This is a genomic window from Brevundimonas huaxiensis, assembly GCF_014218725.1.
GTDB lineage: Bacteria > Pseudomonadota > Alphaproteobacteria > Caulobacterales > Caulobacteraceae > Brevundimonas > Brevundimonas huaxiensis.
Genome location: NZ_JABBJE010000006.1, coordinates 173,066 through 185,747, shown reverse-complemented (window position 1 = coordinate 185,747; position 12,682 = coordinate 173,066). Strand labels below are relative to the sequence as shown.

17 protein-coding genes are annotated in these 12,682 nt (G+C 67.0%); 8 read left to right on the top strand and 9 right to left on the bottom strand.

Annotated features, from left to right (window positions below):
- Positions 1 to 548: 548 nt before the first annotated feature.
- On the bottom strand, positions 549 to 791 hold the full coding sequence (locus HF680_RS12630) for a hypothetical protein (RefSeq protein ID WP_185225297.1): 243 nt from the start codon (positions 789 to 791) through the stop codon (positions 549 to 551).
- 467 nt (positions 792 to 1,258) lie between these two features.
- On the opposite strand from HF680_RS12630, the gene HF680_RS12620 reads away from it, so the two are divergent.
- The 5 genes from HF680_RS12620 to HF680_RS12600 all read left to right on the top strand — a co-directional run bounded on the left by HF680_RS12620 (position 1,259) and on the right by HF680_RS12600 (position 3,616).
- A complete protein-coding gene (locus HF680_RS12620; RefSeq protein WP_185225295.1) occupies positions 1,259 to 1,696 on the top strand; it encodes a hypothetical protein in 438 nt (145 codons plus the stop codon).
- Between the two features lie 172 nt (positions 1,697 to 1,868).
- Entirely contained in the window at positions 1,869 to 2,147 is a 279-nt protein-coding gene (locus HF680_RS12615) for a hypothetical protein (RefSeq protein ID WP_185225294.1), read from the top strand.
- Between the two features lie 56 nt (positions 2,148 to 2,203).
- On the top strand, positions 2,204 to 2,440 hold the full coding sequence (locus HF680_RS12610) for a hypothetical protein (protein ID WP_185225293.1): 237 nt from the start codon (positions 2,204 to 2,206) through the stop codon (positions 2,438 to 2,440).
- Positions 2,441 to 2,471: 31 nt separating this feature from the next.
- Entirely contained in the window at positions 2,472 to 2,957 is a 486-nt protein-coding gene (locus tag HF680_RS12605) for a GNAT family N-acetyltransferase (RefSeq protein ID WP_185225292.1), read from the top strand.
- A 35-nt stretch (positions 2,958 to 2,992) separates the two neighbouring features.
- Positions 2,993 to 3,616 carry a recombinase family protein gene (locus HF680_RS12600; protein WP_185225291.1) on the top strand — a complete coding sequence of 208 codons (624 nt, stop codon included), beginning with the start codon at positions 2,993 to 2,995 and terminating at the stop codon, positions 3,614 to 3,616.
- A 192-nt stretch (positions 3,617 to 3,808) separates the two neighbouring features.
- Here the strand turns inward: HF680_RS12600 and uraH are convergent, their stop codons facing one another.
- From uraH to HF680_RS12585, 3 genes are read right to left on the bottom strand one after another with little or no spacing between them, the layout of a single operon-like run.
- Positions 3,809 to 4,207 carry a hydroxyisourate hydrolase gene (gene uraH / locus HF680_RS12595; RefSeq protein WP_052247546.1) on the bottom strand — a complete coding sequence of 133 codons (399 nt, stop codon included), beginning with the start codon at positions 4,205 to 4,207 and terminating at the stop codon, positions 3,809 to 3,811.
- A 44-nt stretch (positions 4,208 to 4,251) separates the two neighbouring features.
- Complete coding sequence (locus tag HF680_RS12590; RefSeq protein WP_185225290.1) at positions 4,252 to 4,806, bottom strand: lipocalin family protein; 555 nt, start codon at positions 4,804 to 4,806, stop codon at positions 4,252 to 4,254.
- A gap of 52 nt (positions 4,807 to 4,858) precedes the next feature.
- A complete protein-coding gene (locus tag HF680_RS12585; RefSeq protein ID WP_039243940.1) occupies positions 4,859 to 5,236 on the bottom strand; it encodes a hypothetical protein in 378 nt (125 codons plus the stop codon).
- Positions 5,237 to 5,377: 141 nt separating this feature from the next.
- Here HF680_RS12585 and HF680_RS12580 point away from each other — a divergent pair, with 141 nt between their 5' ends.
- A complete protein-coding gene (locus tag HF680_RS12580) occupies positions 5,378 to 6,169 on the top strand; it encodes an SDR family oxidoreductase (RefSeq protein ID WP_045810692.1) in 792 nt (263 codons plus the stop codon).
- On the opposite strand, the gene HF680_RS12575 is transcribed toward HF680_RS12580, so the two are convergent.
- Positions 6,170 to 7,117 carry a retroviral-like aspartic protease family protein gene (locus tag HF680_RS12575; RefSeq protein WP_185225289.1) on the bottom strand — a complete coding sequence of 316 codons (948 nt, stop codon included), beginning with the start codon at positions 7,115 to 7,117 and terminating at the stop codon, positions 6,170 to 6,172.
- A gap of 210 nt (positions 7,118 to 7,327) precedes the next feature.
- On the opposite strand from HF680_RS12575, the gene HF680_RS12570 reads away from it, so the two are divergent.
- Positions 7,328 to 7,669 (top strand): hypothetical protein, encoded by a 342-nt coding sequence (locus HF680_RS12570; RefSeq protein WP_185225288.1) that lies wholly within the window; start codon positions 7,328 to 7,330, stop codon positions 7,667 to 7,669.
- Here the strand turns inward: HF680_RS12570 and HF680_RS12565 are convergent.
- From HF680_RS12565 to fsa, 3 genes are read right to left on the bottom strand one after another with little or no spacing between them, the layout of a single operon-like run.
- Positions 7,666 to 8,595 (bottom strand): tyrosine recombinase XerC, encoded by a 930-nt coding sequence (locus HF680_RS12565; RefSeq protein WP_017506119.1) that lies wholly within the window; start codon positions 8,593 to 8,595, stop codon positions 7,666 to 7,668. The genes HF680_RS12570 and HF680_RS12565 overlap by 4 nt on opposite strands.
- Positions 8,577 to 9,290 (bottom strand): DUF484 family protein, encoded by a 714-nt coding sequence (locus HF680_RS12560; RefSeq protein WP_017506120.1) that lies wholly within the window; start codon positions 9,288 to 9,290, stop codon positions 8,577 to 8,579. The genes HF680_RS12565 and HF680_RS12560 overlap by 19 nt, the downstream gene beginning before the upstream one ends.
- 37 nt (positions 9,291 to 9,327) lie before the next feature.
- Complete coding sequence (gene fsa, locus HF680_RS12555; RefSeq protein WP_026108568.1) at positions 9,328 to 9,981, bottom strand: fructose-6-phosphate aldolase; 654 nt, start codon at positions 9,979 to 9,981, stop codon at positions 9,328 to 9,330.
- 30 nt (positions 9,982 to 10,011) lie between these two features.
- Here fsa and HF680_RS12550 point away from each other — a divergent pair, with 30 nt between their 5' ends.
- The gene (locus tag HF680_RS12550; protein ID WP_185225287.1) at positions 10,012 to 12,174 is read left to right on the top strand and encodes a primosomal protein N'; all 2,163 of its coding nucleotides are present in this window, start codon (positions 10,012 to 10,014) and stop codon (positions 12,172 to 12,174) included.
- 4 nt (positions 12,175 to 12,178) lie between these two features.
- On the opposite strand, the gene HF680_RS12545 is transcribed toward HF680_RS12550, so the two are convergent.
- Positions 12,179 to 12,577, bottom strand: a complete 399-nt coding sequence (locus HF680_RS12545) for a hypothetical protein (RefSeq protein WP_045810686.1) — start codon at positions 12,575 to 12,577, stop codon at positions 12,179 to 12,181.
- Between the last annotated feature and the right edge of the window lie 105 nt (positions 12,578 to 12,682).

Below are 12,682 nucleotides of genomic sequence, written 5' to 3'. Positions count from 1 at the left end.
GCTGCGCGGCCCGGCCTGTTGCTCACCCCACGCTGCGAGGCGTAACTAACCCAAGGACTCTGGTCGCCGCTGGATGAAAACTCAGGGGCACGTCATCTCTTATAAGACATAGGCGACATTTCCGGGCCTTGGCTCTTCGACATCGATAACGCCAGAATTGAACCACGACGGGCGATTGATTGGCGTGGATCGAGGAGGCCGACCGTTGACGGCGGCAGATGCGATCCATGGCCATCATCGTCAGGAGCGGACGACCGCCTCGGCGGTTGGCCGTCCCGGCGATAGGTCATATGAGCAAACTGATCGGCCGCGTCCGTCGCGAAGCCGCTCCGGTCCCGGCGTTCAGCATGGCCGTGAACGACCCGACTGACGTCGCGTCGTTCCTCGACCTGCTGACATGAAGAAGATTCATCCCGGTCGATAGCCAGACATTCCAAGATGGCGGGCCGCTGGCCGATCAAGCACGCAGGCGACAGGCGGCTAGGCACCTGAAGGCGCGCTCATCCGCTCAACGATGCGATCAAACTCCTCTCGCGCGGTATCATTGATCATGCCCCCGTATCCTCAAGCGGGGCCTTAGCATGCAGGTCAGCGGTCAGCGCATCCCACGTCTCGCGGTCGAAGTCGCTCCTGTAGCGGTTGATGTTCTCGCGGTCGCCTTCGGCGTTCGTGCCGATGAAGGTGTCGTCAGCGGACGGTCCTGAGACCTTGAACCATTCACGGCTGAGATTGGTGTGGGTGCGCTCGGTTCCGTATTTGTCGGTTGCGCTAACGGTCGCTGTTTTCGTCATTGTCGTCGTCCTTAATGTCTCTGGCCGTTGGGCCGATGGGTTGATGTTCACGCACGTCGCATTCGGTTGGTTGGTGGGCGCCCACAGTTTATCGCTGCCCCGAAGCGGTGTTCGAAGCGGTAGTCGTCGTATCGGGATAGAAGTCCCGTCAGAGGTGAGGACGATCCCTCGCCTCGGGTGTTATGAGACCCGGATGAGGTCTCTACGGGAGGGCGTGATAACCCGCCTCGACTTGGCCAAGCACCGACATCATCTCGAAATCTGCGATCTCGTAAAGCGTTGGGCAGCATCAGAATTTCCATTGCTCGACGATCTGCCGCCGATCTGTCGTCCGATGATCGGCCGAGATGCCGATCTGCTGCCGAAGGTGTGCAATCTGCCGTCCAAGGCGGGATCGCGCCGACGATTCTGCTGATCTTAACGACCGGTCTGCCACCTTTTTTCCTCACAGAAAGTGGGAGGCGGCATTGGCCCGAACATCGAAAAAGGATCAGGCGAAGCAGGATTTAGCTGCTCGACTGGGCGTGCCGGTTGGGCACATACTGAACATCGATCAAGTCATCGAGATGATCGAACCGTCGCCGACCAAGAACGCGATGTCGAAGAACCCCAAGGGCTACCCGCCCTTTTTCATCAAGGGACACGGACATAGCGGACTGTATCCTTTGGCATGGGTTGATGAGTATCTGGCCACAGGCAAAGTGAAGGGGGAGAGCGGCTATGTGGAAGGCGGTCAGCCTTGGCCTCCCGCGCCGCCTCCACCGCCGCCGGTCGATCCTGTTAAGCGCGACAACGCTCTCGCCTTCCTCGACAAGCTCGGGGTGAAGGTCGATCCCAAGATGAAGAACCCCGCCCAGATCAAGGAGGTCGAGGACTACCGAAAGGGTGTGTCCGAGGGCTTCTAAAAGGAGGATTGAGGTGTTCCAAAAACCCCTTTGAATCTGGCCTTCCAGAACCCAGCAAATCCGGGCGTTCCACCCCCCGTTTTCGCTGTGCTGAAAGATACCTCTGAAAACCACATGGCGACCGCGACTGGCGTGGGATCGGCTATGATCGTCGCGAACTGGAGACCTACCCGTGGACATCGACAGCTTTCCGTTGCCGCCCTACGCCTTGGAAAAAGCGATCCGACATGGCGCCGCCATCGAGCGGCTGATCAAAGAGCGGGAACAGGGCGTCGGCGAGTTCGCCGAACATTCTCTCGCATCGGCTCTCGCCTTCGATGCGGCTGACTTCGTATGGGCGGCATTGATGCTTCATGCCCCCGCCGCCCAGCAGACGCGCGAGGTCAGGAACATGGTCGCAGAGGCCATCCTCGCCACGCTGAAGCAGTGGGACCATCTACCACCCGAGTAAGCCCAGAGCGGACGGCCCGGCTTGACCATTACGGAAACCGGTGTTCTGCTTCGGGCATGGGACGGCTCCTCGACAAGCTGTTGAACGATCACCCTGCCTACGACATGCGGCGGGATGAGGACGGCTTCGTGCTGACCGGGCGCCTCGGCCACATCGACGAGTTCAGCGATCTGGTGCGAGAGGCGGCCGATCACGCGGGCGAGGAGTTCGTCGTCTTCACCACCAGTGACGGGCACAAAGGCTACAGCCAGATGTTCGTCATACCGCTGGACGACATCCGCTCGCCCAGCTAAAGGCGCCGCCCCTCTGACATCAGGCGACGCCATGAACGAGACCATCCACATCCGCGCCTACCGCGCGGAAGACCTCGATGTGCTGATCGACCTGTTCGCTGGATCAGTGAGGCATGTGGCCAGCCGGGACTACAGCCCGACCCAGATCGACGCATGGGCGCCGGTCGCTGTGAACCGAGAGCAGTGGGCGACGCGCCTCGGCGGCCGACCGACCTTCGTGGCGGAAGTCGCCGGAGAAATCGCGGGCTTCAGCGATCTGGAGCCAGACGGCCACATCGACATGATGTTCGTCCACGCACACCACCAAGGCCGAGGCGTCGCGCGTGCCCTGCTGGATCACATCCACGACCATGCGAACCGACACGGCATCGACCGGCTGTTCACCGAGGCCAGCATCACCGCCCGCCCGTTCTTCGAACGCAACGGCTTCGAGGTTATCGAGGCGCAGGACGTCGAACTCCGGGGAGAGACCTTCCGCAACTACCGCATGGCCAAGGCCCTCTCCGCGCCGATCTGATTGACGCCCCGCCGATCCATGAGACCTTCTGATGGATGAAGCGATGCGGCCTCTACGTCAGATGTTCGACCGACCAGCAAACGGTCGAGAACCAGATACGCATCCTCACCGACGTCGGCGAAAAGGCGGGCTGGACCATCGTGCGGGTGTTCGAGGACCAAGCGATCTCGGGCGCCAAGGGCCGGGATCAGCGACCGGGCTATGACGCCTTGCTGAAAGCGATCCATCGCAGAGAGATCGACATCTGCGCTGCCTATGCGGTGGACCGTCTGGGACGCTCCCTAAGCGATCTGGTAGCCTTCCTGTCCGACATCCAAGCCCGTGGCTGCGACCTCTATCTGCACCAGCAGTCGGTCGATACATCGACGCCCTCGGGCAGGATGCTCTTCCAGATGCTGGCCGTGTTCAGCGAATTCGAGCGCGAATTAATTAGGGGTAGGGTCCGAGCCGGAGTCGCTCGCGCTCGTGCCAAGGGCGTCCAGTTCGGTCGGCCCAGCCTGTCGCCTGACCGTGTGGAGAGGGTCGAGAAGGCCCTGAAGGACGGTCAGAGCATCCGAGCGGTAGCGAAGGCGACCGGCACTTCCACGGCATCGGTCCAGCGCATCAAACGCTCCATGCTCGCGGTCGAGGAAGGCCGTCTGAAGAGCGTTGCCTCCTGACGTCAGGGACGGTCATAGAGGGCCGTGGAAGACGTTGACCCCTGCCTGACATCGGACTCTGCTGCCGCTTCGACCCTACGAGTCGCAGAGCATCCTCATGACCGACGAATCCGACCCCAATGCGATCCCCTCGGCTCCACCAGGCGTTCCTAGTCAGACCCGAGATACAAGCCGATCGGCCCGCTCCCTGGCTCAATTGCCGCGGTAGGTGCTGTAGCCGTAGGGGCTGACGACGACAGGGACGTGATAGTGGATGCTGGGGTCGCGGACCTGGAACACCACGTCGATCTCTGGGAAGAAGGGCTGGGCGTCCTTGTCGCCGTATTGCGACATGTCGAACGTCAGCTTGTAGGTTGCCGCTTGGGTCGTGATCTGATCGCCGAACGAGCGGACGCGACCGTTCTCGTCGGTGCGCGCGGTCGCCAGTTGTCGCCAGCCGCCGTCGCCGTCCTTGATCGCCAGGGTGACGGGCACGTCGCGGCCGCCGACGCCGCGCGCCAAATCCAGGACGTGGGTCGAAATGGTCTCGGCCGAGGCCGATCCTGCGGACACCAGAAGGGCCGACAGGGCGGCGAGCGTTGCAATACGCATGGATGATCCTTGAAGGTGGCGACGGGGCGGCGTGAGGCGGGCGATCAGTGCTGGGTCGGCCGGACCAGCGTCAGGTCATAGCCAAGGGCGCGGGTGCGGTTGAGAATGGTCTCGCGGGTCTGGGCCGAAGGTTGCGCCGTGCGGCTGAGCAGCCAGAGGTAGCGGCCCGACGGCTCGCCGACGATGGACCAGGAATAGTCGTCGGCGCGGTCCAGCACCCAATAGTCGCCGACATAGAAGGGGCCGAAGAAGGACACCTTCAGCTTGGCGTTTTCGCTGCCCTCGACGATCTTCGCCTTGCCCTCGGAGGTCTTTTCCGGACCGTCGACCGCACCCTGGCGGCAGGTGTTCAACACCCCGACCAGGCCGTCATCGCGCACCGTATATTGAGCGGTCACCCCTTCGCAGCCGCGCTCGAACCCGTTCTCGTAGCGCCCGATCTCATACCACAGGCCGGCGTAGCGGTTCAGATCGACCGGCTTGGCGGGTTGGGGCACGGCGGCGTTGCCGACGGGACCGCGTTGCAGGGTGGCGCAGGCGCCCAGCGTCAGGGCGGCGCCGGCGATCAGGGCGATGGAAGCGATGCGAGCGATTTTCATGGCCGCAGAACGAGGACGAGGGCGCCCGGTTCCGCACATGCCGGCGACGCGGTCACCTCAGGGCGACGTATCCCCGTTCGATGATGCGGCGCAGCGCCTCATAAGCCTCGGCCAGCTCGTCGAAGGCGGTGCGGGCGGCGGTCAGGCGGGCGACCTGATCGGGCGTGACGGCCGAGCCAGAATGAGCCAGACGCAGCGATTCCGCGACCCATTTGGCGCGGGCCGTCGCCGTCATGACCGCCAGCTTTTGCAGCGATGCGGCGTCCACCCCGTTCAGGGCGTGACCGATCACCTCCTTGTTGGCGACATAGGCGGCGTAGTCGATCTGCTCCAACTGGCCGCGCAGGCGACGCTGCTCGTGCGGATCGGTGTCCTGTGGTTCGAAATGATCGCTGTGGCGGCGGATGCTGGAGGTCATCTTGGTCGGCATGGGCGGGCCCTTCCCGGCCTGTCCAAACGGGTGCTGGCGGCCGCTCGGACACGAAGGTGCGCCGCGTCGGTTAACGCCGCGTTGCGCCGGACGGGCCGGCGTCCGATATGCGAAGCTGGAAACCGGAGCCGGAGATCGACCATGGACCTGAAACTGAACGGCAAGCGCGCCCTGATCTGCGGCGGCTCATCCGGCCTCGGTCGCGCCGTGGCGACGGCCCTGGTCGCCGAGGGCGCGCATGTCGCCCTGCTGTCGCGCGATGCGGAAAAGCTTCAGGCCGTGGCGGATGCGCTGAACGCGACCGGACCGGGCAAGGCGGTCGTGGCGGCGGCGGACCTGGCGGATCATGAGGCGCTGCTGAAGGCGGTGGATCGAGCCGAGAATCTGTTGGGCGGGCCGATCGAAATCCTGCTGAACAACACCGGGGGGCCGCCGCCGTCGGGCGTGTCGGGGCTAGAGGCGGCGGTGTGGCGCGATCATTTCGAGTCGATGGTGCTGTCGATCTTCCGCCTGACCGATCGGGTGCTGCCGGGCATGCGGGCGGCCGGCTGGGGGCGGATTCTGAACGTCGCCTCGATCACGGTGGTCGAGCCGTCGGCGGCGCTGGGCGTGTCCAACACCTTGCGGGCCTCGGTCGCGGCCTGGGCCAAGACGCTCGCCAACGAGGTCGGACCGGACGGTGTCACGGTCAACACCCTGCTGCCGGGGCGGATCGATACGCCGCGGATCGAAAGGCTGGACCAGGCGACCGCCGAGCGCACCGGCACGACGCCGCAAGAGGCGCGGGCCGAATCCGTCAAATCCATCCCCGTCGGCCGCATCGGCACGACCGAGGAGTTCGGCGCCACCGCCGCTTTCCTGTGCAGTCCGCTGGCGGCCTATGTCACCGGCTCTCTGATCCGGCTGGACGGCGGGGCGATCAAGGCGATCTGATCAGCTGGGCGCACGACGGCGCAGCACGCCGCCGAAGGCCACCCGGCTGCGGCCGTAATCCAGGGTGATGCGGCTGAACCGGCTCAGGATATCGGCGCCCAGCAGCAGGGCCGGCTTGTCGATCAGGTCCATGACCTGAAACACATGCAGGTCGGCGAACAGCAGCGGGGTCGGTCCCAGCGATCGTCCCGCGATGTGCAGGGCGGGCGTCGTGCCGGTGCGGGCCGTCACCGCGCCGCCGACGATGCCGACCATGCGCACAGGCTCGGACGGGGCGGCGGCCTGGCCGATGTCGATCGCCTGCATCAGGGCCAGATTGCCGATCGAATATTCCGCGCCGCTGTCGATGAAGGCGGCGACCTCTACGCCCGCGACCTCGATCCGGGTCAGGATCAGCTGACCGAAGCGACCGCGACGACCGGCGACCAATACGTCCTGTTGCTGGGGCCGCGTGGCGTCGGGGCTGGTCGTCAGCGCGATGCTGGTCGAGCCTGACTGAGACAGGGCGACCTGGCGGGCGTTGACGTCCAGCGTCAGGCGAAAGCGGGACAGCAAGTCCAGACCGAGCAGGCCGTCGGCGCCCAGGGCGTCGCGCGGAAAGACCGGCAGGGTCAGGTCGGTGAAGCGTCGGCGTCCGATCTCGATCTGCGCCAGTTGTACGGTCGGCGTGACCTCGGCCGCCGTGATCCCGTGCACCACGACGGGGCGGCCGGGCGGAAGGGCCAAGGCCCGGGCCAACTCGGCCGAGACCGCGCTTTGCTCGGCGCCGGTGTCGATGACGAAGATCTGCTGGACGCTTCCGTTCAGCCGCACGCCGACGCCCATCCGCGTCAGGAGATTTTGCAAGAGCCGGACCTGATCGGGCGGGTCCGCCGGGACGGCGGTCTGGGCGGATACAAAAGAAACAGCCGCCAGCAGGCCCAGCGTCTTGCGCCGTGACGTTTTCACGCTCGATCCTTCGCCAATCCCTGGCCGCACTTGCCTGTCCTCCTCAAGCCTTCGCCAGGGCTGGGCACGCTACGCTCATTCGGCGAAGAGCCTGAGACATATTCTTGTCCGTCGTGTCTCAGCGCGGCTGCGCCTTCCCGCCGGCAGTCGGCGCTGTCTGGCTAATCGGAGGTTGTCGGCGTATCGTCCCAGCCGAAACAGGAGGATGCGATGCTGACCTTGCTTATGCTGGCCCTGTCCGACCCTGCGGCGGCGTCTTCCAGCGCGATCACCAGCCGTGATCTTACTGTTTCCGCAGCAAGGGCGGACGCGCTGCGTTGCGGCGATCCGCTGATGCAGGCTCGGCAAGGCGGCGCCGGCGCCATGACGCTGGATCGCTCGCTCGATGACGGACAGGTCCGGCGCTATCTGCTGCTGGACCGGCGCGACCAGAATAACTGTCCCGTGCCGATCAGCTACGCCGTGCCGGATCGACGGGCGCTGGGTCGAAACCTGATGCCGGCCCAGCCCGATGTCGGCGTGACACCCGCTCCGCCCGCGCCGCGTCGCTAGGCGCGGGGATGGGCGGCCGCATAGGCGTTCAAGAGGCGATCGGCATCGACGCCGGTGTATTTCTGGGTCGTCGACAGGCTGGCGTGGCCCAGTAGTTCCTGGATCGACCGCAGGTCGGCGCCGGCGCCCAGCAGGTGGGTCGCGAAACTGTGGCGGAGAGCGTGAGGCGTGGTGCGCTCGGGCAGGCCCAGCCGCCCGCGCAGCTTCTGGACCGAGGTCTGGACGTGACGGGGACTTAAGGGGCCGCCGCGGCGCGCGCGGAACAGGGCGTCGGCGGGCTGGAGCGGGAAGGGCAGTAGAGCCAGATAGGCGTCCACCGCGTCACGTACGGCGGGCAGGATCGGCGCGATCCGCGTCTTGGACCCCTTGCCGACGATACGCAGGGTCTCGCCCAGCGGGGCATCGGCGCGGGTCAGGGACATGGCCTCGGAGATCCGCAGGCCGCAGCCGTAGAGCAGGGTCAGGACAGCTCTGTCACGCGCGGCCTCCCACGGTTCGATATCGGGATCGGCGTCCGGCTCGGCCAATAGCCCGCGCGCCTGGTCCTCTGTCACCGGACGGGGCAGGGACGGCTTGACCTTTGGGCCGCGCACCAGGGCCAACTGCGGGGCGGGCGTGTCCAACCGCCGGTCGAGGAAGGCATGAAAGCCGCGAATGGCCGACAGGCTCTGGCTCAGTGACCGGGCCGCCAGCGGGTGATCTCCGGATCGTCGCTCGGCCATGTGGGCGCGGACCTCGGCGGCGGTGATCGTCCCCATGTCCTTGAGCGACAGCGCCTCGCCGCGATGGCGTTCGAGGAAGGCGACATAGAGCCGGCCTATGTGGCCATAGGCCTCCAGCGTGCGTGGCGACAGGCGACGTTCATGCGCCAGGTGATCGAGCCAGGCGCGCAGGGCGTCGGAGGCGGTCAGTTGAGAACCGGCCATCGCTCGGCCATCCGCTCCGTCACCCGCGCCAGGAAGGCGGCCAGTTCGCAGCCCATGTTGGGGGTGAAGCCTTCGGGCTCCGGCGAGCCGAAGGCGCAGATGCAGGGGCGTGGCGGCCCGCCCGGCGTCAGGTGCGGGGCCATGCGGACCAGGGCGATGGACCGCACCTGTTCCTCGGCCGCGCCGAAGAAATTCAGTCCTTGTATCATCGGGCCCAGCCAGGTCAGGCCGTGCTCGCCCAGCAGGTTGTCGACGTCGCCTTCTTCCAGAGCGCGCCAGCCGAAGGGCACGCCGCCCGGTTTTTCCAGGGCGATGGCGGCGCCGGCCAAGCCGAACCGTCCCTGCGCCGCCGCATCCAGACGACGCGCCAGGTCGGAATGGTTCTTGGCCTCCATCAGGTCCAGGGTCGCGACGTGCGTCTGGGTCTGGGCGGCGAAGTTGGCGCGGGCGACCAGTTCGATCTCACGCCGTGCGCCGGTCTCGCGCTCGACCACGGCCTCCAGCCGCGTCAGGGCCGCGGCGCCGAACTCGACCACGTTGCGGCCGTGCGGACGCAGGCCGATCTCTTCCAGCAGGGAGCGGTCGTCCAGCAGCGTCTGGGGATGGGTCTGCAGCCAGCCGCGCACGTCGGGCCAATGCAAGCCGTCGCCGATATGGGGCGTTACGTCCGATTCCGACGTTTCGAAAAGGTCCAATGAGCCGCTCAAACAGACCTCTCCGGGAACCGCGATGCTACAGAATAGACTGACCCGTCTTGGCCCAGTCCGCCACGAAGGCATCAAGACCCTTGTCGGTTAACGGGTGGTTCACCAAGGCCTTGAATGTGTCGGCGCCGAAGGTGGCGGCGTCCGATCCTGCGACGGCGGCGGCGGCCACGTGGCCCACATTGCGCAGGGACGCGGCCAGGATCTGGGTCTCGAAACCGTGCACGTCATACAGGACGCGGATTTCTTCCAGCAGGCCGATGCCGTCGGCGCCGTTGTCTTCCAGCCGGCCCACGAAGGGCGAGACGAAGGTGGCGCCGGCCTTGGCGGCCAGCAGCGCCTGGGCGGCCGAGAAGCACAGGGTGACGTTGGTCTTGATGCCCTTGTCGGTGAAGACGCGGCAGGCGCGCAGGCCATCCCAGGTCAGGGGCAGTTTCACCACCACGTTCGGGGCGATGGCGGCCAGCTTGTCGCCTTCCTTGACCATGGTCTCGAAATCGAGCGAGACGGCCTCGGCGGAAATCGGCCCCTCGACCAGGGCGCAGATTTCGGCGATGACCTCGGCGATGTTCCGACCCGACTTGGCGATCAGCGACGGATTGGTGGTGACGCCATCCACCATTCCGGTGGGGACCATGTCCTTGATGACGGCGACGTCGGCGGTATCGAGAAAGAGTTTCATGGGCGGCTTCATAGCCGAGGGCGCAGTTCGGTGAAAGTCGCCTCGGTCCTCATTCCCCTGCCGGTGCCGGAGGCCTTCGACTACGAGGCGCCCGAAGGCATGACGCTGGCGCGGGGCGATCAGGTCGCCGTGCCGCTGGGGCCGCGCCTGATCCGGGGCGTGGTGTCCGAGGTGTTCGAGACGACGGGATCGAACCGGCGCCTGAAGGCGATCGACAGCCGCCTGGACGATCCGCCCCTGCCGGCGGGCGTCATTGATTTCGTCGAATGGGCCGGACGCTGGACCCTGTCGGCGCCCGGCGAAATGGCGGCGACGGCGCTGAAGGGCTTGCGCGCGCCTCGGCCCCGGCCGGAACGGCGAGTGCGTCGGGTGGGCGAGCGGTCGCCGTCGCGCGCCACCCCGGCCCGGACGGGCGTGCTGGAGGCCCTGGGCGATCGCGCCCTGCCGCCGGCCGACCTAGCGCGGGCGGCGGGCGTGTCATCGGGCGTGGTCAAGGGCCTGATCGACGAGGGCGTGCTGGAGATCATCGAGATCGCTGCCGAGGCGGCGTTCGACCGGCCCGATCCCGACCACGCCCCCGCCGCGCTGAACGGCGACCAGGCGGCGTCGGCGTCGGCGATGGCGGATGGCGTGGCGGGCGGCGGCTTCCGCCCCTTCCTGCTGGATGGGGTGACGGGGTCGGGCAAGACCGAAGCCTATCTGGAGGCCATCGCGCGGGTGCTGCGGGCCGATCCGGCCGCGCAAATCCTCATCCTGCTGCCCGAAATCGCCCTGACCCAGGCCCTGATCGAGCGGATCACGGCGCGGTTCGGCGCCGCCCCGGCCGAATGGCATTCCGGCGTCGCCCCGCCGCGCCGTCGTCAGGTGTGGGAAGCGGTCGTCGTCGGCCGCTGCAACATCGTGGTCGGGGCGCGCTCGGCCCTGTTTCTGCCCTTCGTCAATCTGCGCCTGATCGTCGTGGACGAGGAGCACGACGGCTCGTTCAAGCAGGAGGAAGGACTGGTCTATCACGGCCGCGACCTGGCCGTGGCGCGGGCGCGGATCGAGGGGGCGGCGGTGGTCCTGGCCTCGGCGACGCCGTCGCTGGAGACGCTGTGGAACGCGCAGAGCGGGCGCTACGACTGGCTGAAGCTGGGCGCGCGGCACGGGACGGCGGTGCTGCCGGACATCGCCCTGCTGGATTTGCGGCAGAACACGCCCGATCCGCAGACCTGGCTGTCGCAGCCGCTGCGCTTGGCCATCGGCGAAACCCTGCTGCGGGGCGAGCAGACCCTGCTGTTCCTGAACCGGCGCGGCTATGCGCCCGTGGTCCTGTGCCGCGTTTGCGGCCATCGGCTGACGGCGCCGGACACCGACAGCTGGCTGGTCGAGCATCGCTATACCGGGCGGCTGGTCTGTCACCTGACCGGCTTCTCGATGGCTCGGCCCAAGCTGTGTCCCTCGTGCGGGGCCGAGGATTCGCTGGTCTCGGTCGGGCCGGGGGTCGAGCGGGTCGAGGAAGAGGTGCGCCAACTGTTCTCCGAGGCGCGCACCGCGGTCTTCAGTTCCGACACCGCGCCGGACGCCCGGTCGGCCCGCGCCCTGATCCAGAAAATGACGGACGGGGAAATCGATATTCTGGTGGCGACGCAGGCCGCGGCCAAGGGCCATAACTTCCCGCGCCTGACGCTGGTGGGCGTGGTGGATGCGGATCTGGGCCTGCGCGGCGGCGATCTGCGCGCGGCCGAGCGGACCTATCAGCTTTTGGCCCAGGCGACGGGCCGGGCGGGTCGGGCGGATCGGCCGGGGCGGGCGCTGCTTCAGACCTGGACGCCCGAGCATCCGGTGCTGATGGCGCTGGCGGCCGGCGATCGTGACGCCTTCGTGGAAGCCGAGATGGCCGAGCGCGAAGCCGCGTCCCTGCCGCCCTATGGCCGGCTGGCGGCGATCATCCTCTCCAGCGAGAATGCGGCTGCGGTCGAGAAGACGGCGAACGACTTGGCCCAGGCTATTCCCAACGCCGAACGGCTGGAGGTCTATGGCCCCGCCGATGCGCCGCTCGCTTTGGTGCGGGGGAGGCGGCGCAAGCGGCTGCTGGTGCGGGCCGACCGGGACGTGAACCTCCAGGCCTTCCTGCGCTCCTGGCTCCAGCGGGTGAAGGTGCCGGGCTCCGTCCGCCTGACGGTGGACGTGGACCCCTATTCGTTCTTGTGAAGTCTCAGACGGCCATCACTGTGCCGAGCAGCAGACGGGCTCCCGGGCGGCCCAGGGTGGCGTTGGTCGCCGCCTGAAGCGCGGCCGACAGCTGGTCGATGTCGGGCACGACGCCGGGGCGCAGGCCGTTGGCGAAGCGCTGGGCGGCGGTGTTGTAGGCGGCGCGCAGGCGCGGCGCAGACTGCTGGGCGCGGGTGCGCAGGGCCGCATCGGGCACGTCGACCCCGGTTTCGATGGTCAGCACGCCCCGACGTCCGTTCGCCTGAAGGATCGAGGCGGTGATGACCGGCAGGCGGATATAGGTGTCGGCCGACGGCGCCGCGCCGCCGCTCGAAGCGCGGGCGGAGGTCGAGGCGGCGGCCGTCGCGACGACGGCGAGACCGAGAAGAGCGCGGCGTTCCATGGCGAACTCTCTACCGGCCAGGATTTAAGAAACTGCTGAGCCTAGATCGCATAAGGATATCTTTATGTGTTTGTTGATACTCGGCGCGCGCCGGGCTATGAGGGC